The 23,703-nt window shown below is 72.3% G+C and carries 30 protein-coding genes and 1 tRNA gene; 11 read left to right on the forward strand and 20 right to left on the reverse strand.

All coding sequences use genetic code 11. The features are described from left to right. Positions 1–16: 16 nt before the first annotated feature. Together GB864_RS02815 and GB864_RS02820 are read left to right on the forward strand one after the other, a co-directional pair. Positions 17–493, forward strand: a complete 477-nt coding sequence (locus GB864_RS02815; RefSeq protein WP_160422835.1) for an Lrp/AsnC family transcriptional regulator — start codon at positions 17–19, stop codon at positions 491–493. Between the two features lie 137 nt (positions 494–630). After that, positions 631–915: a hypothetical protein gene (locus tag GB864_RS02820; RefSeq protein WP_160422836.1), complete on the forward strand. Its 285-nt coding sequence runs from the start codon at positions 631–633 to the stop codon at positions 913–915. Positions 916–1,001: 86 nt separating this feature from the next. Here the strand turns inward: GB864_RS02820 and GB864_RS02825 are convergent, their stop codons facing one another. Beyond that, a complete protein-coding gene (locus GB864_RS02825) occupies positions 1,002–1,859 on the reverse strand; it encodes a universal stress protein (protein WP_160422837.1) in 858 nt (285 codons plus the stop codon). Between the two features lie 211 nt (positions 1,860–2,070). Between GB864_RS02825 and GB864_RS02830 the strand changes: the two genes are divergently transcribed. Together GB864_RS02830 and GB864_RS02835 are read left to right on the forward strand one after the other, a co-directional pair. Further along, a complete protein-coding gene (locus GB864_RS02830) occupies positions 2,071–2,415 on the forward strand; it encodes a histone-like nucleoid-structuring protein Lsr2 (protein WP_160422838.1) in 345 nt (114 codons plus the stop codon). Between the two features lie 134 nt (positions 2,416–2,549). Next, on the forward strand, positions 2,550–3,008 hold the full coding sequence (locus tag GB864_RS02835; RefSeq protein WP_160422839.1) for a hypothetical protein: 459 nt from the start codon (positions 2,550–2,552) through the stop codon (positions 3,006–3,008). A gap of 49 nt (positions 3,009–3,057) precedes the next feature. Here GB864_RS02835 and GB864_RS02840 read toward each other — a convergent pair whose 3' ends face one another. The 3 genes from GB864_RS02840 to GB864_RS02850 form a co-directional block, all read right to left on the reverse strand. Then, positions 3,058–4,122, reverse strand: a complete 1,065-nt coding sequence (locus GB864_RS02840; RefSeq protein WP_160422840.1) for a VanZ family protein — start codon at positions 4,120–4,122, stop codon at positions 3,058–3,060. Between the two features lie 85 nt (positions 4,123–4,207). Further along, positions 4,208–5,929: an amidase gene (locus GB864_RS02845; protein WP_160422841.1), complete on the reverse strand. Its 1,722-nt coding sequence runs from the start codon at positions 5,927–5,929 to the stop codon at positions 4,208–4,210. After that, positions 5,926–6,990 (reverse strand): agmatine deiminase family protein, encoded by a 1,065-nt coding sequence (locus GB864_RS02850; RefSeq protein ID WP_160422842.1) that lies wholly within the window; start codon positions 6,988–6,990, stop codon positions 5,926–5,928. Before GB864_RS02850 ends, GB864_RS02845 begins: the two co-directional genes overlap by 4 nt. Before the next feature lie 158 nt (positions 6,991–7,148). Between GB864_RS02850 and GB864_RS02855 the strand changes: the two genes are divergently transcribed. Continuing rightward, positions 7,149–7,844 carry a DNA alkylation repair protein gene (locus GB864_RS02855; protein WP_160422843.1) on the forward strand — a complete coding sequence of 232 codons (696 nt, stop codon included), beginning with the start codon at positions 7,149–7,151 and terminating at the stop codon, positions 7,842–7,844. Between the two features lie 20 nt (positions 7,845–7,864). On the opposite strand, the gene GB864_RS02860 is transcribed toward GB864_RS02855, so the two are convergent. Further along, complete coding sequence (locus GB864_RS02860; protein WP_160422844.1) at positions 7,865–8,221, reverse strand: UBP-type zinc finger domain-containing protein; 357 nt, start codon at positions 8,219–8,221, stop codon at positions 7,865–7,867. Between the two features lie 231 nt (positions 8,222–8,452). On the opposite strand from GB864_RS02860, the gene GB864_RS02865 reads away from it, so the two are divergent. Further along, complete coding sequence (locus GB864_RS02865) at positions 8,453–8,800, forward strand: LysR family transcriptional regulator (RefSeq protein WP_160422845.1); 348 nt, start codon at positions 8,453–8,455, stop codon at positions 8,798–8,800. A gap of 22 nt (positions 8,801–8,822) precedes the next feature. On the opposite strand, the gene GB864_RS02870 is transcribed toward GB864_RS02865, so the two are convergent. Next, positions 8,823–8,894, reverse strand: a tRNA-Arg gene (locus tag GB864_RS02870). Positions 8,895–8,907: 13 nt separating this feature from the next. Then, positions 8,908–9,219, reverse strand: a complete 312-nt coding sequence (locus tag GB864_RS02875; RefSeq protein ID WP_160422846.1) for a ThuA domain-containing protein — start codon at positions 9,217–9,219, stop codon at positions 8,908–8,910. Between the two features lie 207 nt (positions 9,220–9,426). Between GB864_RS02875 and GB864_RS02880 the strand changes: the two genes are divergently transcribed. After that, the gene (locus GB864_RS02880) at positions 9,427–10,455 is read left to right on the forward strand and encodes a lactonase family protein (protein WP_160422847.1); all 1,029 of its coding nucleotides are present in this window, start codon (positions 9,427–9,429) and stop codon (positions 10,453–10,455) included. Positions 10,456–10,532: 77 nt separating this feature from the next. Here the strand turns inward: GB864_RS02880 and GB864_RS02885 are convergent, their stop codons facing one another. The 5 genes from GB864_RS02885 to GB864_RS02905 all read right to left on the reverse strand — a co-directional run bounded on the left by GB864_RS02885 (position 10,533) and on the right by GB864_RS02905 (position 14,366). Further along, entirely contained in the window at positions 10,533–11,432 is a 900-nt protein-coding gene (locus tag GB864_RS02885) for a CHAP domain-containing protein (protein ID WP_160422848.1), read from the reverse strand. A 150-nt stretch (positions 11,433–11,582) separates the two neighbouring features. Beyond that, positions 11,583–12,077 carry an HNH endonuclease gene (locus tag GB864_RS02890; RefSeq protein WP_160422849.1) on the reverse strand — a complete coding sequence of 165 codons (495 nt, stop codon included), beginning with the start codon at positions 12,075–12,077 and terminating at the stop codon, positions 11,583–11,585. Beyond that, positions 12,046–12,324 (reverse strand): hypothetical protein, encoded by a 279-nt coding sequence (locus tag GB864_RS02895; protein WP_160422850.1) that lies wholly within the window; start codon positions 12,322–12,324, stop codon positions 12,046–12,048. Before GB864_RS02895 ends, GB864_RS02890 begins: the two co-directional genes overlap by 32 nt. A 116-nt stretch (positions 12,325–12,440) precedes the next feature. Continuing rightward, positions 12,441–13,340 carry a C40 family peptidase gene (locus GB864_RS02900; protein WP_160422851.1) on the reverse strand — a complete coding sequence of 300 codons (900 nt, stop codon included), beginning with the start codon at positions 13,338–13,340 and terminating at the stop codon, positions 12,441–12,443. Between the two features lie 333 nt (positions 13,341–13,673). Next, entirely contained in the window at positions 13,674–14,366 is a 693-nt protein-coding gene (locus tag GB864_RS02905; protein WP_160422852.1) for an iron-dependent transcriptional repressor DtxR, read from the reverse strand. Between the two features lie 127 nt (positions 14,367–14,493). Here GB864_RS02905 and serC point away from each other — a divergent pair, with 127 nt between their 5' ends. Together serC and GB864_RS02915 are read left to right on the forward strand one after the other, a co-directional pair. Continuing rightward, a complete protein-coding gene (gene serC, locus GB864_RS02910; RefSeq protein WP_160422853.1) occupies positions 14,494–15,603 on the forward strand; it encodes a phosphoserine transaminase in 1,110 nt (369 codons plus the stop codon). 12 nt (positions 15,604–15,615) lie between these two features. Continuing rightward, positions 15,616–15,852, forward strand: coding sequence for a DUF2530 domain-containing protein (locus tag GB864_RS02915; RefSeq protein ID WP_160422854.1), 237 nt, complete (start codon positions 15,616–15,618; stop codon positions 15,850–15,852). 6 nt (positions 15,853–15,858) lie between these two features. Here the strand turns inward: GB864_RS02915 and GB864_RS02920 are convergent, their stop codons facing one another. Continuing rightward, positions 15,859–16,503, reverse strand: coding sequence for a DUF3027 domain-containing protein (locus GB864_RS02920; RefSeq protein WP_160422855.1), 645 nt, complete (start codon positions 16,501–16,503; stop codon positions 15,859–15,861). Further along, entirely contained in the window at positions 16,496–16,876 is a 381-nt protein-coding gene (locus GB864_RS02925) for a cold-shock protein (protein WP_160422856.1), read from the reverse strand. The genes GB864_RS02920 and GB864_RS02925 overlap by 8 nt, the downstream gene beginning before the upstream one ends. Before the next feature lie 106 nt (positions 16,877–16,982). Between GB864_RS02925 and GB864_RS18105 the strand changes: the two genes are divergently transcribed. Next, positions 16,983–17,345 (forward strand): hypothetical protein, encoded by a 363-nt coding sequence (locus GB864_RS18105; protein ID WP_202106940.1) that lies wholly within the window; start codon positions 16,983–16,985, stop codon positions 17,343–17,345. 66 nt (positions 17,346–17,411) lie between these two features. On the opposite strand, the gene GB864_RS02935 is transcribed toward GB864_RS18105, so the two are convergent. Genes GB864_RS02935 through GB864_RS02955 form a run of 5 tightly spaced genes read right to left on the reverse strand, consistent with a single transcriptional unit; the run spans position 17,412 to position 21,748 of the window. Further along, positions 17,412–18,050: a helix-turn-helix domain-containing protein gene (locus tag GB864_RS02935; RefSeq protein ID WP_160422857.1), complete on the reverse strand. Its 639-nt coding sequence runs from the start codon at positions 18,048–18,050 to the stop codon at positions 17,412–17,414. Between the two features lie 8 nt (positions 18,051–18,058). Beyond that, complete coding sequence (locus GB864_RS02940; RefSeq protein WP_160422858.1) at positions 18,059–18,958, reverse strand: ABC transporter permease; 900 nt, start codon at positions 18,956–18,958, stop codon at positions 18,059–18,061. Then, positions 18,955–19,767: an ABC transporter permease gene (locus GB864_RS02945; protein WP_160422859.1), complete on the reverse strand. Its 813-nt coding sequence runs from the start codon at positions 19,765–19,767 to the stop codon at positions 18,955–18,957. Before GB864_RS02945 ends, GB864_RS02940 begins: the two co-directional genes overlap by 4 nt. 1 nt (position 19,768) lies before the next feature. After that, positions 19,769–20,635 (reverse strand): ABC transporter ATP-binding protein, encoded by an 867-nt coding sequence (locus GB864_RS02950; protein ID WP_160422877.1) that lies wholly within the window; start codon positions 20,633–20,635, stop codon positions 19,769–19,771. 24 nt (positions 20,636–20,659) lie between these two features. Then, the gene (locus GB864_RS02955) at positions 20,660–21,748 is read right to left on the reverse strand and encodes an ABC transporter substrate-binding protein (RefSeq protein WP_160422860.1); all 1,089 of its coding nucleotides are present in this window, start codon (positions 21,746–21,748) and stop codon (positions 20,660–20,662) included. A gap of 256 nt (positions 21,749–22,004) precedes the next feature. Here GB864_RS02955 and GB864_RS02960 point away from each other — a divergent pair, with 256 nt between their 5' ends. Beyond that, positions 22,005–22,787: a HesA/MoeB/ThiF family protein gene (locus GB864_RS02960; protein ID WP_160422861.1), complete on the forward strand. Its 783-nt coding sequence runs from the start codon at positions 22,005–22,007 to the stop codon at positions 22,785–22,787. Positions 22,788–22,886: 99 nt separating this feature from the next. On the opposite strand, the gene GB864_RS02965 is transcribed toward GB864_RS02960, so the two are convergent. Then, a complete protein-coding gene (locus GB864_RS02965; RefSeq protein ID WP_160422862.1) occupies positions 22,887–23,606 on the reverse strand; it encodes a TetR/AcrR family transcriptional regulator in 720 nt (239 codons plus the stop codon). Between the last annotated feature and the right edge of the window lie 97 nt (positions 23,607–23,703).

Raw genomic sequence — 23,703 nt, forward strand, 5'->3', positions numbered from 1 at the left:
GAAGGCGGCCCCTCCCATGCCCACCGTACCGAACCTCGGCCTCGACGAGACCGATCGCGCGCTCATCGGCCTGCTCCAGCAGGACGCCCGGATGCCGAACTCGGAACTCGCCCGCCGCGTCGGCATCGCGCCGTCGACCTGCCACGCCCGGGTGCGCTCGCTCGTGGAGCGGGGCGTCATCCGGCGCTTCACGGCCGAGGTCTCGCCGGCGGCGCTCGGCGCGACGCTCCAGGCGCTCGTGAGCGTGCGCATCCGCCCCGGTGCCCGACACCTCATGGAGCAGATCTCGGAGGAGCTGCGCCGCGAGCCCGAGGTCGCGCAGCTCTTCTTCCTCGGCGGCACCGAGGACTTCCTCGTGCATGTGCGCGTCCGCGACAGCGATCACGTGCGCCAGTTCGTGCTGAAGAACCTCTCGGCCAACCCCGCCGTCGCCCTCACCGAGACGAACCTCGTCTTCGATCACCACACCGGATCGGACCGGTTCCTCGACTGATGCGGTCCGCCCGGGAGCGGACCTTTCGGTTTCCCTGCGAAAGCTGTCGGTTTCCCCAGGAAGGTCGCCGCCGTCCCCGGTTCGTCGTACGCTGCCTCCGGCCGGTCCGAAGACGAACCGGCCGTGAAGGAGACCCGATGTCCACCGTCGTGCATCACATCCCCCAGCACCGCATCCCCGCCGACTTGCCCCACCGCGTCGCCGAGCCGACCCTGCCGTCGATCGGCCTCTGGTGGCCGTCCCTCGACCGCGAGCTCAAGCGGCGCGTCGTCGCCGACCTCCGGGCGCCGCTGCCCGTCGAGGTCGTCGAGCACGCGCGCCGCGTCGGCGGCCTCGTCGGCCACGCCCGAGGCCGCCTCCGTCTCGGCGCCAACGACCTCGCCTACGTGGAGGCCTGGCAGCGCACCTGCGACTTCAAGTAGGCCGACCGCACCACGACGCTCGAGGCATCCGTCGGTCGACGGATGCCTCGTTCGTCGTGCGGGCCGCGAACTCGGCCCTGGGCAGGTCAGCGGATGACCGCGACCGGCGAGACCAGGTTGGTGAGCACGCCGTGGCTCACGCTGCCGAGGAAGAGCCGAGCGAACGCACCGCGGCCGTGGGAACCGACCACGACGAGGCTCGCCTCCCGCGCCGCCTCGACGAGCGCCGTCACGGCGTCCTCCTGCACGACGAGCTTGCGCAGGTCGAGCCCCGGATGCCGCTCCAGGACGCCCTCGAGCGCGGTGTCGAGCTCCGCCGTCGCACCCTCCTCGAGGTCGGCGGCGTATTCGGGCTGGTACGTGAACTCGAACCCGTAGTTCGCATCGGAGAGCAGCGGCACGACCCAGGCGTGCACGGCGTGCAGCGGCACCCCGAGGCGCACCGCCTCCCCCGCCGCGAATGCCAGCGCCCGCTGAGCCTGCTCCGACCCGTCGACGCCGACGACGACCGCGGCGCGCTCGTGCACGTCGATGTCGGGCACCACCACGACGGGCACATCGGCGACGGCCGCGAACTTCAGGCTGCGCGTCCCGCGCGTCGATGCACGCTCGCCGCCCGTCCAGTCGCTGCCGACGACGAGCGCGTCGGCGTCGCGGGCCTTGGTGCCGATGATGCGGAACGGATCGCCCTGCTCGATCGTCTGCACGACGTCGAGCTCGGGGTCGATCTCGCGCGCCAGGCGCTCGCCGTTGCCGAGGAACTCGCTCGCGGCCGACTGCGCCTGGATGAGGAAGCTTCCGGAGCCCCCCGCGCCGATGACCCCGTCGATCACGTGCACGAGCTCGAGCGACTCCCCCAGCGCGGACGCGCGCTCCGCCGCCCACCGCACCGTCCGTTCGTCCGCAGGCGAGCCGTTGACTCCGGCGACGATCCGTCCAACCATCTTTCGAACCCCTCTTCCGATCGGTCGCCTTCGAATCTACGCCGCGCAGCCGAACGCGCGCTCGGAAATCCCGTTCCCGAGCATCCGAGTGCGAGTTCCTCGACCGCGGGGGCTCGCATTTCCCGCCGTCTCCGAAACGGATTCCCCGGAAATCGGAATTCCCTCGCGATTGGATGTCGGAATTGCATCGATTGCGAATAGCATTCCGCGTATGTCGAAACGAATCATCGAACAGCTCGTCGACGACCTGGACGGCACCGTGCTCGAGGCCGGAGCCGGTGAGTCGGTCGATTTCTCCCTCGACGGCAAGCGCTATCAGATCGATCTGACCGAAGCGCACGCCGAGGAGCTGCGCGCCGCGCTCGCCCCCTACATCAAGGCTTCCCGACTCGTCTTCGCGCCGCAGTCCACCCCGAGCGCCCGCAAGGGCGGCGGCGGCAAGAGCCCGAAGGAACTCGCGGCGATCCGCGAATGGGCGAATGCGAACGGGCATTCCGTGTCGTCGCGCGGCCGTGTTCCCGCGACCGTTCTGGATGCCTACGCCGCAGCACACTGACCGCCCGCGGCATCCGAATACCGGGCCGCCTGAATGGACGACCCGCCGGGAATTCCGGCGGGTCGTTCTACTGTTCTCGGGAATGCGCCAGCGAGCCGCCGACGGGGATTCCCCGGACGTGGTCGAATACGGCCATGTACGCATTCGTCGTGCTCGCGCAGACGCTCTTGCTGCCGGTCGGCTGCACCGCGATCGAATGGCTGGGCGGCAACGGCGACCTGCTCCCGATCTTCGGGAAGTGGCTGCTGTTCTGGGGAATCGGCACCCGGCTGCTCCTGGCCGGGTTCACGCAGGTCCTCGATCCGGCACGGACGCTGCAACTGCTGCGCGTCCACGAGTCGACGGCCGACGTCCTCGTGCGCGAGCTCGGATTCGCGAACCTCGGCATCGGGCTCGTCGCCGCGGTGTCCGCATTCGTGCCCGGCTGGATCGTCCCCGGGGCGGGCGCCGGCGTCGTGTTCCTGGCCGCCGCGGGCATCGGGCACCTCGGTCGGGCGGAACGCAGCGGGCGCGAGACGCTCGCCATGTGGACCGACCTCTGGGTCGCGGCGGCGATGCTCGTCGTGATCGTCGCCGAGCTGTTCGCGCGCTGAACCCGGACGCGGAACACGGGCGCCCGGACCGGGCGCTCGGACCGGGCGCTCAGACCGTCGCGTGCACGCGCTCCGGCGCTGCGGTCGCGACCGGGGCCGTGCGCGCGTCGGCGACGCCCATCCCCGCGACGAGCGCGGCGAGCCCGCGCCGGTCCCGGGTCGCGAACACGGCGCCGACGCTCACCAGTCCGACGAGCACGGCGGCCCAGTCGGCGTCGACGACCAGCAGCAGCTGGAAGCCGCCGACGCCCGCGGCGAAGCGCACGAGGCGGCTGAGCCGGCGGCGGCCGCGACCGCCCGTGCCGACGAGGAGCAGGGCCGTCTCACCGGGGGTCGATCCTCGTCGGATCGTCCAGATCGCCGCGGCGACGAGCACGATCGCATCGCCGAGCCACCAGCCCGCTCCTGTCGCCTCGGGCCGGATGAGCCGGACCGCGAGCATCGCGGCGAGGTCCAGCACCGCCCCGAGCCCGCCGACGATGACCCAGTCGAGGGCCATGCCGAGGAACCGCCGGCCCGCCGTCACCGGGCGCGGCGCCGCCGGGTCGGGCGCCGTCGAGCGGCGGTACGGCAGCAGCATCCAGGCGAGCAGCGACCCGAGCAGCACGCCGAGCCCGTTCGCGGCGAGGTCGTCGACGTCGAAGACCCGGTAGGCGCAGTCGTAGACCCACCACACGCCGGTCGCCTGCGTCGCCTCGACGGCCATCGAGACCGCGAGGCCCGTGAACATCGTGAAGACGAGTCCCTGACCGAAGTGCGCGCGCAGCAGGAACCCGAGCGGCACGAACAGCAGCACGTTGAGCGCGTACTGCTGCAGTGCCGCGCTGCCGATGAGCGACGAGCCGGCGATCCGGTCGGCACCGATGCTCTCGAGGAACTGGAACGAGTGCAGGTTCGCCGGCGCGCATACCAGTTCGCCGGGAGCCGGCAGCGGCAGGAGCGTGTACGCGAGCAGGGCGATGCCGTAGACGAGGAGTGAACTCCAGCCGACGAGCCGTGCGGGGCCGATGGTGCCGCGGCGCCGGATCTCGAGCACCACCGCCGGCACCAGCACGGCCGCCGCCAGCACCCCGCCGAGGACGAGCGCGAGGATTCCGGGCGTCAGTCGATCCATTGCGAAGGCCTCCATCGGGGTTCGGGCACGGGTTCCAGGGTAGGGGCGGGCGGGCATCCGCCCGAACCGGGCGGAGCACGACGGCTCAGTCGAGCCGGGGCGTCCGCGGCGGCTCGTCGCGCCACGGCGCGAGGCGCTCGAACGCGCTCGCGAGCCCGAGCAGGCGAGCGTCGTCGTAGGCGCGGCCCGCGAGCGTCAGTCCCACGGGCATCCCGATGTCGGCCAAGCGCCCCATGGGGACGGTGACGGTCGGCACGCCGAGGTGGCGGATCGCGAGGTTGCCGTTGGCCACCCACACGCCGTTGCGCCAGCCTGCGTCGGCCGCGGCCGCGTCGACGTCCATATCGGCCCGGCCGACGTCGGCGACCGCGGGGAACGCGAGCGCGTCGAGCCGGACCTCGTCCATCCAGTCCTCGAGGTCGAGCCGGCGGGTGCGCTCGAGCCCGCGGACGCCGTCGGCCAGTTCCGGGATGTCGGCGAAGCCGGCGATCGGATGCGCGCGCACGTGCGCCGGGTATTCGGCGATGTCGTCGTCGAAGCCCGTATAACGGTCGGGCAGGGCGCCGAGCGGATGCGGGAAGATGCGTGCGCCGTCCACCGCGGCCAGGCCCGGGAACGCCGGGTCGCCGTTCGCCGCCAGGAAGTCGTCCCACGCCCACGCGGAGAGGTCGAGGATCTCGCGCCGGAGGTACTCGGGCGACACGAGCCCGCGCGTGGCGATCGTCGGGGCGCCCGGCCGGTCGCCCTCGTAGTTCGAGACGAGCGGGAAGTCCACGACGACGACCTCGGCGCCGGCGCCCTCCAGCACGGCACGCGCTGCCGCCCAGCGTTCGAGCACCGACGCCCGCGTCTCGATGCGCCGCCCCGTGGGGCCGCCGATGCCGGGATGCTCGGCCGTCCCGGCATCCTCGTCGGCGTTCACGTACATCGCGGGCACGCCGATGCGGAGCCCGGCGACCGCGGCCCGGGCGTCGTCGTCGGTCGCCGCCGCGAGCGCCCGGTAGTCCGCGGGGCGCACCGACGACGCGGGCGGGATCGGCACCCACGGCTGCGCGCGCCAGAAGTCCCCGCGGGTCTCCCGGTCGTCGGCCACGACGACGTCGAGCACCTCGAGCAGGTCCGCCATCGTGCGGGTGTGGGGCACGACGACGTCCATCGTCGGCACGAGCGGCCAGTTGCCGCGCACCGAGATGACGCCGCGCGAGGGCGTATACGCGCAGAGCCCGTTGTTGGACGCCGGGCCGCGGCCGCTCGACCACGTCTCCTCGCCGAGCCCGAAGGCCGAGAAGCTCGCCGCGGTCGCGACGCCCGAGCCGTTGGACGAACCGGACGCGAACGGCGCCGGGAGCCAGTCTGCCGAGTACGGGCTCTCCGCACGGCCGAAGAGGCCGCGCTGCATGCCGCCGTTGGCCATGGGCGGCATGTTCGTGAGCCCGAGGCAGATCGCGCCGCCGGCCCGCAGCCGCTCGATCGTGAAGGCGTCGCGCTGCGCGACGAGGTCGGCGAACGCGGGACTGCCGGCCGCGGCGGTGAGCGCGCGCACCAGGTAGCTGTCCTTCGCGGTGTACGGGATGCCGTCGAGCGGCCCGCGCACCGCGCCTGCGGCACGGCGCGCGTCGGAGGCCGCCGCTTCGGCGAGCGCGCCGGGGTTGCGCACGACGACGGCGTTCAGGGCGGTGGCCGTGCCCGGGACGTCGTACGCGTCGATCCGGTCGAGGTAGGCGGTGACGAGCTCGACGCTCGTCGCCTCGCCCGCCTCGAGGGCGGCACGCAACCGGGCGATGGATGCCTCGACGACGTCGATCATCGGGTGCCGCCGCCGGTCCCGGCCGCGGGGACTGCGGGCTGCTGCTGGGTGATGCAGTGCACGCCGCCGCCGCGCGCGAAGATCGGCCGGGCGTCGACGCTCACGACACGGCGCCCGGGGTAGGCCGCTTCGAGGATGCCGCGGGCACGGGCATCCGCGACCTCGTCGCCGAAGCCGCACGCCACGACGCCGCCGTTGACGACGAGGTGGTTGACGTAGCTCCAGTCGAGCGGGCCGTGCTCGTCGGCGAGCGTCGCGGGCGCGGGCAGCGCCGTGACCTCGAAGGGCCGGCCCGCGGCGTCGCGCTCGTCCGCGAGGAGGTCGCGGAGCGCCTCGGTGACGGCATGGTCGGGGTGCGACGGGTCGGCCTGCTCGTGCAGCAGGAGGCGGCCGGGCGCCGGCATCGTCGCGACGATGTCGACGTGGCCGTTCGTGCCGAACTCGTCGTAGTCGCGCTCGAGCCCGCGCGGCAGCCAGATCGCCCGCGTCGCCCCGATCGTGCGGGCGAGCTCGGCCTCGACGCCGGCCTTCGTCGCGCCGGGGTTGCGGCGGGGATCGAGTTGCACGGTCTCGGTGAGCAGCACGGTGCCCGCGCCGTCGACGTGGATGCCGCCGCCCTCGTTCACGAGATCGGAGTCCACGCGTTCGGCGCCGACGCGCTCCGCGACGAACGCGCCGATTCGCGCCGAGAGCTCCCAGTCCGCCCAGTCCGGGGCGCCCCATCCGTTGAACGTCCAGGTGACGGCGCCGAGGACGCCCGGCCGCTCGTCGTCGAGGACGAACGTCGGGCCGAAGTCGCGCATCCAGAACTCGTCGAGGGGCGCCTCGACCAGCTCGATCGCGTCCGTGCCGCCGAGCATCCGCCGCGCGCGGACCCGCTCGCTCGGGTCGACGACCATCGTCACCGGTTCGAACTCGGCGACGGCCCGGGCCGTCGCCGCCCACGCCGCGTAGCCCTCCTCGCGCTCGGCGTCGTTCGCACCGAGGGTGTATCCCTCGCGGGGGAACGCCATCCAGGTGCGTTCGTGCGGATCGGTCTCCGCGGGCATCCGCCAGGCCATCCGGCACCTCGCTCTCGGTCCCCGATCGCCGGCGGTCGCCGCGGCGGTCCGGGCGATCGGGTCCGGCCGGGCGGGTCGGGTGCGGTCAACCTACACCGCCGCGACGGAGGCGGGCGAGCCGCCCGACGCCTACGCTGGCGGCGAGCGAGGGGGATGCGATGACGGACGCGGCGGGGCTCGTCGCCGAGCTCGAGTCGATGGCGAGCGACGCCGAGCGCGAGAAGTATCGGCGCTACTTCCCACCGGACCCGGAGGCGCCGTTCATCGGCGTGCGGATGGGGGCGGTGTTCGAGCTCGGGAAGACGGCGCTCGACCTGCCCGAGACGGAGCTCGAGACCCTGCTCGAGGTGCCGACGCACGAGGTGCGCGCACTCGCCTGCAGCATCATGGGCAAGTCGGCGGCGGCCCGCCGCACCGGCGACGAACGCCGCGCCGCGCTCTACGACCTCTACCTTCGCCGCCACGACCGCATCGACCAGTGGGACCTCGTCGACCTCGCCGCGCAGCAGGTCGTCGGCGGCCGGCTGCTCGAACGCGACCGCGCTCCGATGCATCGGCTCGCGGCATCCGCGTTCTGGCCGGAACGGCGCACCGCGCTCGTCGCGTGCTTCGCGTTCCTGAAGCGCGGCGAGCTCGAGGATGCGTATGCGATCGCCGGGCGCCTCGCGCAGGACGAGGCTCCCTACGTGGCCAAGGCCGTCGGATGGGTGCTGCGGGCCGCGGGCGACGTCGACCGCGACCGGCTCACGGCGTTCCTGGACGAGCGCGCCGCCGGGATGCCCCGGGAGGCGCTCCGCGCGGCGATCGAGCACTACCCGCCCGACGAGCGTGCGCGCCTCCGCGCGCTGCGCTGACCCGAGCGTCGACGATCGGCTCAGCCGGCGGCCTTGAGCGCCCGCAGGATGTCCTTCCAGTCATCCGGCACCCGGCCCGAAGGCCCCGGGACGGTCTCCTCATCGGGGCGGTGCTCGGGCGGCGCGAGCGGCGCTCCGTCGACGTAGTCCTCGGCGACGTAGTCCCAGAACCAGTCCTCGCCGGGCTCGAACGTGCGGATGACCCGATGCCCGGTCTCGGCCGAGTGCGCCCGCGCGTGCTTGCGGGGCGACGAGTCGCAGCAGCCGATGTGCCCGCACGCCGTGCAACGGCGCAGGTGCAGCCACCAGCCGCCGTCGGCGTCGCACTCCACGCAGCCGGTGCCCGACGGCGCGATGGCCGGATCGATCTGCTCCATCAGTCCCCCTCGGTCGCGGCGGCGGACGGTTCGAACGCCGTCGGCACGAAGCCGAGGGTAACGCCGCGGATGCGACGCGGGCCAGCCCCTCCGGAGAAAACCTCAGCCTGCCGAAGGCGAGCCCGGCGCCCAGGGCCGCTCCAGCCCGAGCGGAGCGCCTATCGTGGAGGGGGCCGGGATGCTCGACGCACGCTCCTCGTGCCGACCGCCGCGGGCCGATGAAAGGCGATCATGGACACCAATCTGCTCATCCGGTTCGTCACCGTCGCCGAGCGAGGGCACTTCCCGAAGGCGGCCGAATCGCTCGGCATCCCCCTCGCCTCCCTCTACTCCTCGATCGAGAAGCTCGAACGGGAGGTCGGGCAGCCGCTCTTCGCACGCGACCGCGCCAAGACGCAGCTCACCCCGGCGGGAACACTCTTCCTCGACACCGCTCGGGCCGAGATCGCCGCGGCGCCCCCGCCCCCGCCCAAGCCCGTCGTGCCGGCGGGCGGCAAGGCCAAGGCGTCGAAAGGCAAGGGGCGCACGCCCGTGGTCAAGGGCCAGCCGAAGCCCTACAAGAAGCGGCAGGGCCGCTGACCGCGGCGATCGCCCGACTCGGTGCCCCTGGAGGGACTCGAACCCCCAACCCTTTCCTTAGGACGGAACTGCTCTTCCATTGAGCTACAGAGGCTGACCGGTCGATTCTAGCGGGGCGCGACCGGCGTTCCGGGCAGCACCGGGGCCGACGCCCAGGCGAGTCCGGCGAGCACCGCATGCCGCGCACGCGGATCGACGAGGTCGGCGGCGCGGATGCCCGTGCCCGTGGCATCCACGACGAGATCGGCCCGTGCGAGCCGCGATTCGTCGGCGTACGGCGCTGCGGACGCGCACCACTCGACCTCGTAGCCCTGGGCGACGAGCATCCCCGTGATGTTCTCGCCGCGCTCGACGCAGTCCTTCGCGCCGACCGCGTCGGCCGGACCGACGAGCACGAGGACGCGCTGCTTCCCGCTCACCGCCGACCGCCGCGGGCCGCCGAGGAGCGTCGCCTCGACGCGATCGGGTCGATGGCGGATGCCGCTCGGGGGCGGCTCGGAATGCAGACACGTCGTCGGGTCATGCACCGATCATCCCCGACGACCCGGCCGATGTCGAACCCGGCGGCGAGTAGCCTTGCGGAGGTTCGGCGCTGAGCACGCGACGACGCGGACGGAAGGCGGAGCATGGCGGGCACGAGGTTCTGGATCGGCGCATCGACGACGGGGATGCTCGGCAGCCCGGCCGCGGGCATCCGCCCCCTCGACGTCGACGCCGACGGCACCGCTCGGCTCGGCGCCCCCGTCGACGTCGGCCCGAACCCGCAGTTCCTCGCGAGCGTGCCCGGCATCGACGAACTCGTCGTCGTCCACGAGTTGTCCGAGGGCCTCGTGAGCGCCTGGCGCATCGAGGGCGACGCCCTCTCGCCCGACGGGCATCCGGTGGGTGCGGGCGCCGACCCGTGCCACGTCGCGGTCGGCGGCGACCCGGCGGCCGCGTACGTCGCCAACTACTCGAGCGGCTCGCTCACCGTGCATCCGCTGACCTCGACCGGCCCCGGCATCGCCGACCCCGTCGTGACCTATGAGGGCACCGGTCCCGTTCTCGCGCGGCAGGAGGCGTCCCACGCCCACCAGATCGTCGTCGACGCCGCTGCCGGCGAGCTCCTCGTCGTCGATCTCGGCGGCGACGCCGTGCACGTGCACGCCCTCGACACGCTCGAGCACCGCCGCACCGTGCTCCTGCACGGCGGCGCCGGCCCGCGCCATCTCGTGCTCGTCCCCGGAACCGAGCGCCGCATCGCGATCGTCGCGTGCGAACTCGACCGCACCGTCGCCGTCGTCGACCTGGATGCGGGCGTCGAACTCGGCGCCGTCTTCGCGAGCGCCGGCGACGACCCGCACGGGCTCGGCCTCTCGGCGATCCGGATGACGTCGGGCGGCATCGTCCTCGTCGGCGACCGTTCCACCGATTCGCTGCGAGCCTTCCGGTACGATCGCGCGGAGCGCACCCTCGAACCCGTCGGCGCGGTGCCGACCGGAGGCCGGCATCCCCGCGACCTCGAACTCACCGCCGATGAGCGGTTCGCCCTCGTCGCGGACCAGGCCTCCGACTCGATCGCGATCGTCGCGCTCGACGAGGACGGTGTGCCCACGCACGTCGCGTCGACCGTCTCGACGCCGGCACCGGCCTGCGTACTGCGCCTGACCGACTGAGCCGCCGTCGCGCGTGCGACGTCCCGGAAACGAGCGACGGCCGGTCCGAAGGACCGGCCGTTCGCAGCTCACCCGACTCAGGCGGGCGGGTAGAGGTAGAGCACCGAGTTCGCCGGGATGACCCGACGGTGGTACGAGTGATCGCTGTTCTGGTTGTATTCCTCGATCACGACCGTGCCGTCGCCCGGAATGGACTGCACGTAGGCGACGTGGTTGTACGTGAACCAGGCCACCGCGCCGACGACGGGTTCGTTCGAGGTCGGCCAGCCGTTGCGGACCCAGGCGTCGGCCCACGAGTACGCGCTGCCCGTGCCCGACATGTTGTTCGTGAACCAGTACGGACCGGTGGTGCCGCGGTCGCGGTTGAGCCGCCAGGCCACGAAGTCGACGCATTCGCGCGTGTAGTAGCCGAGCGGTGAGAGCTGCGAGTCGGCGGCGGTGTTCCACCAGGGGTAGTCGTCGCCTTCGGCCTGCACGCCGATCGTCGCGTACGAGCCGGTGCCGGCGCGTGCCGCCACTTCGGCCTGCCAACGCGCTGCCTCGGCGGCCGCCTCTTCGCGGCGGGCGCGCTCGATGTCCTCGGCCGTGACGACCGAGTAGCCGTCCTCAGCCGTGGTCGGCGCATTGGTCGCGAGGCCGGAGACGCTCACGTCCTGGGCGCCGGCGGAGGTCAGGTCGAAGAGCTGGGAGTGCTCGTCGCCGCCGAGGCCGGGCAGGAACGCGTAGGCGGGCAATGCCACCGTGCCGAGCATCGCCGGCACCAGGAGCGCCGTGCCGACCACGCGCAGGGCGCCGCGCTTGCGCTTCAGATCGGGGCGGGCCGCGACGGCGGCCTCGATGCGGGCCGCGCGCGCCGCAGCACGTCGTTCGGCTCGGGTGGGTTTCGCGGGTCGGTGCGCGGTCTCCTGCCGGCCTCCCGACTGCCGGTGCGTGCCGCGACCTTCCGTCGCGTCGACACCTGCCTCGTGGCTCGTCACTCGTACTCCTCGGGTTCACCGACTCGGGGCTTCCGGTTCACACCGGGGCGCCCGCGGGCTCGACCCACGATAGGCCAGTGATTCCGATTTGTCACGGCGAGGTCACGGCGTCGCGCGGATCCGCTTCGAGCGGGCCCGCGCGGTAGACGCTCAGGCGGCCGTCTCCAGGTACTCGTCCCACTCCGGCTGGGAACGCTCGAAACCGCCGATCAGCCACGATCTCCCGTTGGGCGCCCCAGGCGTCGTGCGCAGCTCCCAGCCGACTTCGGCGGGGGTGCGGTCGCTCTTGACGTTGTTGCACCGGAGGCAGCACGCGACGAGGTTCTCCCACGAGTCGGCGCCGCCGCGCGAGCGGGGCAGGACGTGGTCGATCGTCGAGGCCGACTTCCCGCAGTATGCGCACCGGTGCTCGTCGCGGCGCAGGACCCCGCGCCGCGTGACCGGGATCGTGCGTGAGTGGACCTGCCGGATGTAGCGGGTCAGCAGGATGACCGAGGGCCGATCCCACTGGCCGCTCGCCGAGCAGACCGGCCGTCCGGCCGCTTGCAGCACCACGGCCTTGCCGTGGAGGACGAGCAGGAGCGCGCGGCGGTACGAGACGACCGCGAGCGGTTCATATCCGGCGTTGAGCACGAGGGTGCGCATGCAGTGCCTTTCGATCGGTGCTGGATGGCTTCCAGCCGCGGAACGGGCGATCGATCCCGTGCGCCGCGATGCCGATCCGGGCATCCGTCGCCGCGCACTCCGGTCCCCGGAAACGCAGAACGGGCACCGCCGGAATGGCGGTGCCCGTTGCAGCACGTCGGGGGTGGCGCACGCCGAAGCGTTGCGCCGGACGATGGCGGAATTGCGCGCGCTCATCCTTGGAACGGATGCCCTGCGCCTTCCCCATTTCGCCCCTCCGGTACTCGGAATCGGTCTCAGGCTATGCCGGAACGGCGCCGAGGGGAAGATGCGGCGCGCGGCGGACGACCGGGAGACATGCCCGGTTCGTCCGCCGTTCGCACCTCAGCCGTTGATGCGGACGACCGAATAGGCGCTCGTCCACAGCGCCTGCACGCGCACGCTCGCACCGGCGTACGGCGCGTGGAGGATGTTGCCGTTGCCGGCGTAGAAGCCGATGTGACCGTCCATCACGATCAGGTCGCCGGGCTGGGCTTCGGAAATCGAGATGGGCGTGCCCATGGCCGCGATGCCGGTCACCGAGTGCGGCATGGAGATGCCGTACTGGGCGAAGACGTAGCTGACGAAGCCGGAGCAGTCGAAGCCCGCGGGCGTCGCACCGCCGAAGAGATACGGCACGCCCTGGTACTGCAGCGCCGTCTGGTACACCGCGCTGACGCTGTAGCTCGTCGACGGGGCCGCGTAGACGGCGGACGACGACGACGCGGCCGTCGCCGCTGCGGACGCGGCGGCCGCGGCCTCTGCCTGGCGGGCGGCTTCGGCCTGACGGGCGAGTTCGGCCTGACGGGCGGCCTCCGCAGCAGCGGCCGCGGCGGCCTCCTGGGCGCGGATCGTGTCGCCGTCGACGACGGCGTAGCCCTCGCCGGACTCCGCGGCGATCGCGGCGGTGTCCTCGACGTCGAGCGTCTGGGCGGCTTCGCGCGAGAGCGCCGTGACGCTCATCGCGGCGGCCGCGGGGTCGATGCCGCGCATCGCGGGGTCGACGGGGCCGGCCGCGTAGGCGGGCACCGCGACGGTCGCGAGCATGCCGGTGGTGGCCGCGGCGACGGCGAGACCGGCGAGACGACCGCGACCGCGGGCACGGGTTCGAGCGCGACGCGCGGAGCGCGACGGCACGACCGCGGCCAAGTCGCCTTGGCTGCGGACTGGGACGGGCAGGCCCGTCCGGGCGGGAACGGCGAGCGACTCGAGGGCGCGCTCATCCTGGGTGATCGGGTTCTGCAAGGGGGGACCTCCGTCGCCCCCGCGACGACACCGGATCGGTGCGCCTCGCCGTTCCGCGCGCACTGCGCATCGGTGTTCCTCTGACCGAGGGACGGCAAGGGGGCGCCTCGGTCGCGTTCCGCGTCGGGTTGTTCCGCGAACTCGACGACGATAGCCCCGCCCTCGGAGGAATCCTCAATCGAGGGGTGCCGCTTGCACGGGATTCCCAGCTAGCGCCGATGCCGCGCCCGGCGGACGTTCGCTCAGGAACTCCCGGTCAAGCGATGAAACGATGCACCGCTCAGCGTGGGAGCCAGGAGCGAGCCGTGTCGGGGCCAGGCGCCGGCGCGGCGATCAGCGCGCGATAAAGAGGTGCGAGGCGACCTCGACCGGCACCTCGAGTCCGCTCTCGGCACCCTCGACCGCGATGTGGATGAACGCGCCGCGCCCGGTGAACGTCGCCGTCGCCCCCGGCAGGATGCCAGCCTCCTTGAACTGCGCGAGCAACTCGGGGTCGAACTGCACCGGCTCCGCGAGACGGCGCAGCACGGCCGTCACGGGGGCGGTCTCGCCGTCGAGTGCGGCGACGAGGTTCTCGACGCCGTCGAGGAACGGTTCGGCCGGCTCGACGCCGAGCTCTTCGAGGCCGGGGATCGGGTTGCCGTACGGCGACTCCGTCGGCCCGCCCAGGATGTCGATGAGTCGACGCTCGACCTGCTCGCTCATCACGTGCTCCCAGCGGCAGGCCTCGTCGTGCACGTACTCCCATTCGAGCCCGATGACGTCGGCGAGCAGCCGCTCGGCGAGCCGGTGCTTGCGCATGACGTGCACGGCCTTCGCCCGACCCGAGGGCGTGAGCTCGAGGTGACGGTCGCCGGAGACGACGACGAGTCCGTCGCGCTCCATGCGGGCGACGGTCTGCGAGACGGTCGGGCCGGAATGCCCCAGCCGCTCGGAGATGCGGGCACGGAGCGGCACGATGTTCTCCTCCTCGAGGTCGAGGATGGTGCGGAGATACATCTCCGTCGTGTCGATCAGATCCGTCACGCAATTCCTCCGTCCGAGCGTCCTGCCAGCCTAGCAAGCCGCGACGCGCGCCCGGGCGTGTCGCGCCCGCCGCGGGGCGGCGTCACGCGGCGTCGCCCGTTCGAGCGCCGGTCGTAGAATCGAGCGCATGTCGACGATCGAGATCCCGCGCGAATTCCTGCCCGCCGACGGCCGATTCGGCTGCGGGCCGTCCAAGGTCCGGGGCGAGCAGCTCGAGCACCTCGTCGCGAACGCCGCGATCCTCGGGACGTCGCACCGGCAGGCGCCCGTCAAGCAGCTCGTCGGCCGCGTCCGCGCCGGCCTCGGCGAGCTCTTCTCGCTCCCCGACGGCTACGAGGTCGTGCTCGGCAACGGCGGCTCGACCGCGTTCTGGGATGCCGCCGCATTCGGCCTCATCGAGCAGCGCGCCCAGCTCGCGAGCTTCGGCGAGTTCGGTTCGAAGTTCGCCAAGGCCGCCGGCGCGCCGTGGCTCGAGGCCCCCGACGTGCGCACGGCCCCCGCCGGCACCCGCGCGAGCGCCGAGGCCGTCGCGGGCGTCGACCTCTACGGCTGGCCCCAGAACGAGACCTCGACGGGCGTCATGGCCCCGGTCACGCGGGTCGCGGGCGACGCCGGCGCGCTGACCGTCATCGACGCCACGAGCGCCGCCGGCGGCGTGCTCGTCGACCCGACCCAGTTCGACGCCTACTACTTCGCCCCGCAGAAGAACTTCGCCTCGGACGGCGGCATCTGGTTCGCCCTCCTCTCCCCCGCGGCCATCGAGCGCATCGAGACCATCGCGGCGAGCGGTCGGTACATCCCCGACTTCCTCAGCCTCAAGCAGGCCGTCGACAACTCGCGTCTCGAGCAGACGCTCAACACGCCTGCGCTGACGACGCTCCTGCTGCTCGAGTCGCAGCTGCAGTGGCTGAACGGCAATGGCGGACTCGCCTGGGCCGCCGCGCGCACCGCCGAGTCGAGCGGGCTGCTCTACGACTGGGCCGAGCGCAGCGAGATCGCGACCCCCTTCGTCGCCGACCCGGCCGACCGGTCGCAGGTCGTCGTCACGATCGACTTCGACGACTCGGTCGACGCCGCCGCCGTCGCGAAGACCCTGCGGGCCAACGGCATCGTCGACACGGAGCCCTACCGCAAGCTCGGCCGCAACCAGCTGCGGATCGCGACCTTCGCCGCGATCGACCCCGACGACGTGCGCAAGCTCATCGCGTCGCTCGACTACGTCCTCGAACGCCGGTAGCCTGCCGCCCTGATGGGTTTCCTCGACGTCGACGGGACGCGCCGGCCCGCACCGGAGCCGGCGCGGGTCGACGTGCGCGTGCCCGTCGCCGTCGGAACGCTGCTCTGGATGCTCGCCGCGACGGTCGCCGGCTTCGCCTACGGTCCCCTCGACGCCGACGGGCTCGGCTGGTGGCTCACCGCCGCGATCGTCGGCGTGGTGCTGGGCTTCGTCGGGCTCGCGGTGCTGCTGCTGCGCAGCGAGCGCTGAGCCGGCTCAGTCCCGGTCGTCCTCGTCGTCCGAGTCATCCTCGTCGTCCGAGTCATCCTCGTCGTCCGAGTCATCCTCGTCGTCCGAGTCATCCTCGTCGTCCGAGTCATCCTCGTCGTCCGAGTCGTCGTCGTCCGAGTCGTCGTCGTCCGAGTCGTCGTGGTCCGCGAACTCGTCGGCGGGCGGCTCCTCGCCGCGCGCGGCGGCCTCGGCCGCAGCGGCCTCCTGCTGCGCGCGGTACTCGGCCATGCGCTCGGCCCACGGCACCCACGCGGGCGCGAGCAGCGCGCCCTCGCCGGGCACGAGCTCGGTCTCGAGCACCTGGGGGTCGCCCTCGGGCAGCCGCGCGAGCGTGACCGTCCAGTGCCAGCCGGGGTAACCCGCGAGGTTCGTCGCGAAGTGGAGCGAGAGCAGGTGCTCGCCCTCGACGGTGTGGCCGACGGGCTCGCCGACGCTCTCGGGCGCCGTGATCGCGTGCAGCGCCTCGCGCGCCACGTCGACCGCGGTGAGCAGCACCTCGTCGGGGGCGGCCTCCGCCTCGACGGGCGGTTCGTCGACGACGTCGGCCGTCTCGGCCGCGAGCGCCCCGGCCTCGGCCGCCTCGGCCTCATCGGCGCCGCGCTCGGCCGGCGCCGCCGTCTCGTCAGACATCGAAGTCGTCCGCGACTTTGCGCAGCATCGCCGCGATGCGGCGGGACTTGTCGTTCGCCGGGTAACGGCCGTGACGCAGGTCGCCGGAGAGCGCGTCGAGCATCGTGATGAGGTCGCCGACGACGACGGCCATGTCGTTCGCGTCCTTGCGGCGCAGCTTCACGACGCTCGGGCCGTCTTCGAGGACGCGCACGGAGAGCGCCTCGGGGCCTTTGCGGCCGTCGGCGACGCCGTACTCGAGCTTCATTCCGGGCTTGACCGTGACACCGGCCGGGACGGCCGAGGCGTGCAGGAACACCTGGGCGCCGTCGTCGCCCGAGATGAACCCGAATCCCCGGTCCTCGTTGAAGAACTTGACCTTGCCAGTGGGCATGTTGCGGCGTACCTCGTTCACGATCGTCGCGCCGGAGCGCGCGGGTCAGGAATACCCATTCTACCGGGGCGTCCGGCGCCCGAGCCCGTCGGCGTATCCTTGGCGGGTGAGTGAAACCCGTCCCGTCTCCGACTCGCGCGTCGAGCGCATCCTCGCCTACATGGTCGCGGCGACGATCGGCGTGTCGATCCTCGCGTTCGTGGCGGTCATCATCGGCTCGTCGGTGAACGCCGAGGTCGACGGCTGGGCGATGACGGGGGTCTGGCCGGTCGTCATCATGCTGCCGTGGTTCGGGCTGCCGCTCGCCTTCGCGCTGCTCATCGCCCTGCTCATCACGAGCACCGTGCGCCGGCGCAAGGAGGCGGCCGCCGCCACGACGGCGCAGGCCGACGCCGAACGTGCCGCCAAGAGCGCGAACCGCGGCCAGGGCGGCTCGAGCCGCAAGAAGAACTCGCCGAAGCGCCGCTGAGCGCGGCTTCTCGGCCCGTTCTCCACGGCGCGGATACCCGGCGCGGCGCGCTTCGCGAAGACGGTGCTATCGGGCGACGGGCGCCGGCAGCGACGGGCGCTGCTTCACGATGAGCAGCCGGTACGGCCCGCGCTCGCTCCACCAGCGGTGGTCGACGCCGCCGGCGAAGTAGGCGGAGTCGCCGACGCCGAGCTCGCGGACCTCGCCGTCGAGCTCGAGGACGAGCACGCCCTCGAGCACGTGCAGGAACTCGTCCTCCGCGTGCCGGAAGACCTCGCCGGGCTCGGCGTTCTCCCCGCGGTACTCGATCGGCCGGAAGGGGCGGTCGCCGTGCGCGAGCATCCGGCCCTCGCCCTCGGCGAAGTCGGCGATGGCGCCGTCCGCTGGAGCGGCCGGCACGAGGTCGATGCGGGCGCCGCCGTCGGCGGGATCCGCCTCGCCCGCGGCGACGAGCTCGATGGGGCTCGTGCCGAGGGCCACCGCGAGGCGGCGCAGCGTCGACATGGACGGCTGCGCGAGCCCGCGCTCGAGCTGGCTGAGGAACGGGTGCGAGAGTCCCGTGGCCGCGGCGAGCTGCACGAGCGTGAGCCCGCGCAGCCGCCGCAGCGTGCGCAGGTGGGCGCCGAAGCGCCGACCCGCGAGTTCGTCGTCCACGACGACGGGGACCGGGGCGACCTCGCCGTCCGGGAGGCTCGTGCTCGTCATGTCGCGTCTCAGCCCTGCTTCGTCGGCACCATGCCCATGCGGGCGAGCACCAGGTCCTCGATGATCTGCACGAGGTTGTAGAGCAGCAGCGTCAGGAGGGTGATGACGGCGACGGAGGCCCAGAGCTCGTCGAACTTCGCCGACGCGCTGAACTTCTGGATCATGCCGCCGATGCCCTGACCGGTCGAGAGCCACTCGGCGAGCAGCGCGCCCGTGACCGCGCCCGGCACGGAGACGCGCGCCGCGGCGAAGAGCGACGGCAGCGCGCCCGGGATGCTGACCTTCAGGAGCGCGACGAAGCGGTTGCCGCCGTACACCTTCACGAGGTCGAGGCTCTCGGGGTTCGCGCGACTGAGGCCGAACAGCACGTTCGCGAGCGCCGGGAAGAGCACGACGATGGTGCCGATGACCGCGACCGACGCGGGCGTGCCGCGCCCCGTGATCAGGATGATGACGGGCGCGATCGACACGAGCGGGATCGTGCGCAGCAGCAGCGCGAGGGGCATGACGCCCGCCTCGATCGTCTTCGACAGGCTGAACGCGACGCCGAGCAGGATCGCGATGACCATGCCGACGACGAAGCCGATCGCGGCGTCCGAGAGCGTCTGGGCGATGAGCGGCTGCATCATGGCGCGATGCGCGGCCGCGGTGTCGTCGGCGGCGGCGCCCGGTTCCGTCACGAAGAGGAACTGGAAGACGTCGACGGGTCCCTTGGCCACGTACGGCGAGATGCCCGTGAAGCTCACGACGGCCTGCCAGAGCGCGATCACCACGACGAAAGTGATGAGCGCGTTGAGGGACGCCGAGCCGAGCGTGCGCAGGACCGCGCGCGACCGGTCGGCGCGGAGGGCGCGCCGGGTGTCGTCGCGCGAGCGGACGGCCCGCGAGGGCGCGGTCAGGACGCTCATGCGGTCCTCCTTCCCGAGACCCAGGGGGTCACGAGCTTGGCGATGAGGCCGACGATGCCGTACCCGACGAGGGCGACGACGGCCGTGAGCAGGAACACCGACCACACGCCGGCCGAGTCGAGCTGGCCCTGCAGGCGGATGAGCGTCGGGCCGACGCCGCGGTCGATGCCGCCCATGTACTCGCCGAGCACGGCGCCGAGGAACGCCGTGGGCACGGCGATCTGGAGCGCGTTGAGGATGGACGGCAGCGCGGCGATGAGGCGCACCTTGACCAGCTGGGTCCAGCGGTTGCCGCCGTAGACCCGCACGACGTCGAGGCTCGCCTTGTCGGCGGACTTGAATCCGCCCACGGCGCCGACGACGGTCGTGAAGAACACCGACAGCGCGGCGAGGAAGATCGCCGTCTCGCTCGGGTCGCCCGGCACTTTGGCGCCGCCGAGGATGACGATCGAGATGCCGCCGACCGCGACCACCGGGAGGCAGTAGGTGACGACGGCGACCTGGGTGACGACCGTCTCGCTGCGGGGGAACACCAGCACGAACGCCGAGAGCAGCAGCGCGAGCGCGTTGCCCCATGCGAACCCGATGAGTGCGGCGGTGATCGTGGGCTGGAAGACGGACCACGCCCCCGCGATGTTGCCCTGCACGAACAGCCAATCGAAGACGGCCGCCGGCGAGGGCACCGGGTTGAAGGACGTGCCCGCCTGCTCCTGGAACGCCAGGATCGAGAACAGCCACCACACGGCGATGAGCACGACGCCGCCGATGAGGCCGGCGAGCCAGCCCGGCATCCCCTTGCGCGCGCCCATCTCAGTCCTCCGAGACGTGGGCCGCCGCCGCGCCGATGCCGCCGTCGGCGGACACCTCGGCCGCGACGTCGGCCGCGGGCGAGTGCTCGCCGTCGCCGAAGAGCAGCTCGGAGGCGCGGTCGACGAGGGCGTGGAACTCGGGCGTGCGCTGCATCTCGGGCAGACGAGGCCGCGGCAGGTCGACCTCGATGATCTCCTTGATGCGACCGGGACGCGGCGACATCACGGCGACGCGGTCGGAGAGGAAGATCGCCTCGCTGATGCCGTGCGTGACGAGCAGCGTCGTGGCTGGCTTCTCGGTCCAGATGCGCTGGAGCTCGAGGTTGAGGTTCTGGCGCGTCATGTCGTCGAGGGCGCCGAACGGCTCGTCGAGCAGCAGCACGGAGGGCTTCAGCACGAGCGCTCGCGCGATGGAGACGCGCTGGCGCATGCCGCCGGAGAGCTGGGAGGGCTTGGCGTTCTCGAAGCCGCGGAGGCCGACGAGGTCGATGAGTTCCTCGACGTAGGCCTTGTCGACGCTCTTGCCGGCGACCTCGAAGGGCAGCTGGATGTTCTTGCGGACGCTGCGCCACGGGAGCAGCGCGTGGTCCTGGAAGGCGATGCCGAGCTCGCCCTGCTTGCGCAGTTCGTGGGGCGTGTGGCCGTCGACGCTGACCTCGCCCGCGGTGGGCTGCTCGAGGTCGGCGAGGATGCGCAGGATCGTCGACTTGCCGCAGCCGGAGGGACCGAGCAGGGAGAGGAACGTGCCCTTGTCGGTGTGCAGGTCGGTGTCGGACAGCGCCTGCAACGTCGAGCCGCCGCGCAGGGCGAACGACTTGGAAAGACCGGTGATCCGGATGCCGGTGCCCTCGCGGGCACCGGCATCCATCGTGAGTTCGTCGCTCATGACGCCTTAGGGCAGGTAGGCCTTGAGCTCGGGGTTCTCCTCGTAGATCTCGTCGATGATCGACGTGTCGAAGAGCTGGTCGGCCGTGAGCTCCCAACCGGAGTTGGCGAGGGAGGCGAGGGTCGACTCCTGGAGCTCGTCCGAGATGGTGAAGAGGCCGTTGGCCTCGGTCTCCTCGGTCGAGATGAGCAGGTTCTGCGCCTCGAGGCCCTTCTGCGTCTTGACCGGGTCGAGGTCGCCGAAGGTGAGGTCGCCGGCCGCGGCCGACTCGTTGTAGTGCTTGACGACGAGGTCGACCGTGTCTTCGATCGGCTGCTGGAACACGTCGGTCCAGCCCTTGATCTCGGCGATTAGGAAGGCCTTGATGAGGTCGCGGTTCTCGGCGAGGTACTGGTCGGTGACCGCGTAGGACTCGGCGACGTAGGGCAGGCCGTTGTCGGCGTAGGGGAGGTTGGTGACGTCGTAGCCCGCGAGCTCCACCGTGAGGGACTCGTTGGTGAGGTAGGCCATGAAGCCGTCGACCTCGCCGTTCATGAGGGGCGTCGGGTCGAAGTCGACCGGGACGATCTCGAGCTCGGACTCGTCGATGCCGTTGGCGGCGAGAAGGGCCGCGAACACGGAGGCGTTCGAGTCCTGGACGCCGATCTTCTTGCCCTTGAGGTCCTCGGGCGTCGCGATGTTCGCGCCGTCCTTCAGGGAGAGGATCGTGAACGGGTTCTTCTGGAACGTGGTCGCGACGATCTTGAGCGGCGCGTCCTCGGTGGCGACCGCGGCGCCGACCGAGGCGGCGTCGGAGAGGGCGACCTGCACGGTGCCGCTCAGGAGCTTGGCCACACCGGTGTCGGGACCGGCGATGCCGGTGACGGTGCCGAAGCCGGCCTCGTCGTAGTAGCCCTTGTCGTAGGCATAGTACTCGCCCGCGAACTCCTCGTTCTTGATCCAGGAGTACTGGACGCTGATGTCGCCGTAGGAGGCCGACTCGCCGTCGCTCGATGCGGAGTCCGCGTCGCCGGAGGCGCAGGCCGAGAGCGCGAGGATCGCGGCCGCAGCGGCGGCGGCGACGCCGATGCGCCGGAAGCGGGACAGTTGTGCCATGTTCGTGAGTCTCCAGTCGTCGGAGAGCGTGCCGTGCTGCGGGCGATGGGGATCCTCGGGGGAATTGCAGAAGCCGCGGTGCTGTGGCCGCGGCTTCATCGCCGAGGATCGCGCGCGAGCGCGACCCGTCCAGGGTTGGGGTGCTGTGTCGGGGGCGAATCTACGAGATGTTGATTTCACCAACATGGCCGGGTGTTTCCGGCCCGTAAACTCCCGATAAGGATGCCCGACGCGCGGCGTACGGGAAAATCGAGCCATGCGAATCGATCCCCTCGTGGAACCCGGCCCGGAACTGGCGCCCGAGGACCGCGCGCGCTACGCCCGGCAGCTCGCCCTGCCGGCCGTCGGGGAACTCGGCCAGCGCCGCCTCGGGGCCGCCCGCGTGCTCGTCGTCGGGGCCGGCGGACTCGGCTCGCCCGTGCTGCTCTACCTCGCCGCCGCCGGGGTCGGCACGATCGGCATCGTCGACGTGGACGCCGTCGAGGTCTCGAATCTGCAGCGCCAGGTCATCCATTCGACGGCCGATCTCGGCCGCTCGAAGGTCGCTTCGGCGGCCGAGTCGGTGCGCGCCCTGAATCCGGGCGTCGTCGTCGAAGAGCACGACTACCGGATGACGGTGCGGAACGCGGCCGAGCTCGCCACCGGGTACGACCTCGTCGTCGACGGCAGCGACACGCTCTTCACCCGCTATCTCGTCGCCGACGCGTGCGAGGCGGCCGGCAAGCCGCTCGTCTGGGGCTCGGTGCTCGCCCTCGACGGACAGGTGACGGTGTTCTGGTCGGAGGCGCCGGACGGCGCGGCGCGCGTGCTCCGCGACCTGCATCCCGACACCGGCAACCCCTTCGACACGTTCGGCGTGTGCGCGACCGAGGGCGTCTCCCCCGCCGTGTGCGGCCTCATCGGCTCGGCGATGGCGGGCGAGGCGATCTCGCTCATCACGGGCGGCGAGGTGCTGCTCGGCCGGGTGCTCGTCTACAGCGGCCAGTTCAAGTCGTGGGCGGAGCTCGAGGTGCTGCCTGCCGTGCCGTCGGTCGAGTAGCGGCGCGCATCGAGGCCGGAGGCGCGGGTCTCGATACGGCGCTGCGCGCCTACTCGACCAGCGGCACGGCTGCGGGGGTCTCGATACGGCGCTGCGCGCCTACTCGACCGGCGGAAGCGACGGATCGGCCGCGCGGCGGACGAGGCCGTCGAGGAGCAGGTCGAGGCCGAACTCGAACTCGGTCTGGTCGTCGCACCAGCCCAGGGTCGAGTCGGGGTCGTCGTGGACCACCTCGGCGAGCATCGCCGCGAGGTTCGGCGCGACCATCGCGAGCTGCTCGAGCGCACCGGCGGGCAGCTCGCCGCCGTCGTCGCTGAGCTCCTGCACGTAGCCGTAGACGCGGCTGCCGAGCGCGTGCAGCGCGTGGTGGATCAGGTCGTACGCGAGGCCGCCGTCGTGCATCGCGGCGACGATGCCGTCGACGTGCCGGGCGGCGTTCGGCCCGGGTGCGCCGCGCGCGTTGAGCACCCACGGCACCCAGGGATGCCGCAGCAGCACGCGGCGCGCGGCGAGGATTCGGGCGCCGACGGCCGCGTCCCAGGCCGGGGCCGGAGTCACCGCGGCGCCGTTCGGCACGGCGGGCGCGCTCGCGAGCGTCTCGGCCGCGATCTCGGCGAACACCTCCTCGATCGCGCCGTCGAGGATCGCGTCCTTGTTCGGCAGGTGGTGGTAGATCGACATGGCCTCGACCCCGAGCCCGTCGGCGAGCGCGCGCATGGTGAGGCCGTCGAGGCCGCGCTCGTCCGCGAGGGCGATCGCGGCGCGCAGGATGCCGCCGCGCGTCAGCCGCGAGCGCGTCGCGCGATCGGTCTCCGCCATGGGCTCACCTTACGCCGTACGGATCGTCCCGAAGCACTGGACGGACCGCGGCGGCCGTGCTTGCCTTACGGCGTAAGTCTTACGTCGTAAGGGAGCG

The organism is Agromyces seonyuensis, from assembly GCF_009789225.1.
Classification (GTDB): domain Bacteria; phylum Actinomycetota; class Actinomycetes; order Actinomycetales; family Microbacteriaceae; genus Agromyces; species Agromyces seonyuensis.

Excerpts from the sequence above, each read along its gene's own strand:
- GB864_RS02815 (WP_160422835.1), top strand. The coding sequence starts at position 17 with ATGCCCACCGTACCGAACCTCGGCCTCGACGAGACCGATCGCGCGCTC.
- GB864_RS02820 (WP_160422836.1), top strand. The coding sequence starts at position 631 with ATGTCCACCGTCGTGCATCACATCCCCCAGCACCGCATCCCCGCCGAC.
- GB864_RS02825 (WP_160422837.1), bottom strand. The coding sequence starts at position 1,859 with ATGGTTGGACGGATCGTCGCCGGAGTCAACGGCTCGCCTGCGGACGAA.
- GB864_RS02830 (WP_160422838.1), top strand. The coding sequence starts at position 2,071 with ATGTCGAAACGAATCATCGAACAGCTCGTCGACGACCTGGACGGCACC.
- GB864_RS02835 (WP_160422839.1), top strand. The coding sequence starts at position 2,550 with ATGTACGCATTCGTCGTGCTCGCGCAGACGCTCTTGCTGCCGGTCGGC.
- GB864_RS02840 (WP_160422840.1), bottom strand. The coding sequence starts at position 4,122 with ATGGATCGACTGACGCCCGGAATCCTCGCGCTCGTCCTCGGCGGGGTG.
- GB864_RS02845 (WP_160422841.1), bottom strand. The coding sequence starts at position 5,929 with ATGATCGACGTCGTCGAGGCATCCATCGCCCGGTTGCGTGCCGCCCTC.
- GB864_RS02850 (WP_160422842.1), bottom strand. The coding sequence starts at position 6,990 with ATGGCCTGGCGGATGCCCGCGGAGACCGATCCGCACGAACGCACCTGG.
- GB864_RS02855 (WP_160422843.1), top strand. The coding sequence starts at position 7,149 with ATGACGGACGCGGCGGGGCTCGTCGCCGAGCTCGAGTCGATGGCGAGC.
- GB864_RS02860 (WP_160422844.1), bottom strand. The coding sequence starts at position 8,221 with ATGGAGCAGATCGATCCGGCCATCGCGCCGTCGGGCACCGGCTGCGTG.
- GB864_RS02865 (WP_160422845.1), top strand. The coding sequence starts at position 8,453 with ATGGACACCAATCTGCTCATCCGGTTCGTCACCGTCGCCGAGCGAGGG.
- GB864_RS02880 (WP_160422847.1), top strand. The coding sequence starts at position 9,427 with ATGGCGGGCACGAGGTTCTGGATCGGCGCATCGACGACGGGGATGCTC.
- GB864_RS02890 (WP_160422849.1), bottom strand. The coding sequence starts at position 12,077 with ATGCGCACCCTCGTGCTCAACGCCGGATATGAACCGCTCGCGGTCGTC.
- GB864_RS02895 (WP_160422850.1), bottom strand. The coding sequence starts at position 12,324 with ATGGGGAAGGCGCAGGGCATCCGTTCCAAGGATGAGCGCGCGCAATTC.
- serC (WP_160422853.1), top strand. The coding sequence starts at position 14,494 with ATGTCGACGATCGAGATCCCGCGCGAATTCCTGCCCGCCGACGGCCGA.
- GB864_RS02915 (WP_160422854.1), top strand. The coding sequence starts at position 15,616 with ATGGGTTTCCTCGACGTCGACGGGACGCGCCGGCCCGCACCGGAGCCG.
- GB864_RS02920 (WP_160422855.1), bottom strand. The coding sequence starts at position 16,503 with ATGTCTGACGAGACGGCGGCGCCGGCCGAGCGCGGCGCCGATGAGGCC.
- GB864_RS02925 (WP_160422856.1), bottom strand. The coding sequence starts at position 16,876 with ATGCCCACTGGCAAGGTCAAGTTCTTCAACGAGGACCGGGGATTCGGG.
- GB864_RS02935 (WP_160422857.1), bottom strand. The coding sequence starts at position 18,050 with ATGACGAGCACGAGCCTCCCGGACGGCGAGGTCGCCCCGGTCCCCGTC.
- GB864_RS02940 (WP_160422858.1), bottom strand. The coding sequence starts at position 18,958 with ATGAGCGTCCTGACCGCGCCCTCGCGGGCCGTCCGCTCGCGCGACGAC.
- GB864_RS02945 (WP_160422859.1), bottom strand. The coding sequence starts at position 19,767 with ATGGGCGCGCGCAAGGGGATGCCGGGCTGGCTCGCCGGCCTCATCGGC.
- GB864_RS02950 (WP_160422877.1), bottom strand. The coding sequence starts at position 20,635 with ATGGATGCCGGTGCCCGCGAGGGCACCGGCATCCGGATCACCGGTCTT.
- GB864_RS02955 (WP_160422860.1), bottom strand. The coding sequence starts at position 21,748 with ATGGCACAACTGTCCCGCTTCCGGCGCATCGGCGTCGCCGCCGCCGCT.
- GB864_RS02960 (WP_160422861.1), top strand. The coding sequence starts at position 22,005 with ATGCGAATCGATCCCCTCGTGGAACCCGGCCCGGAACTGGCGCCCGAG.
- GB864_RS02965 (WP_160422862.1), bottom strand. The coding sequence starts at position 23,606 with ATGGCGGAGACCGATCGCGCGACGCGCTCGCGGCTGACGCGCGGCGGC.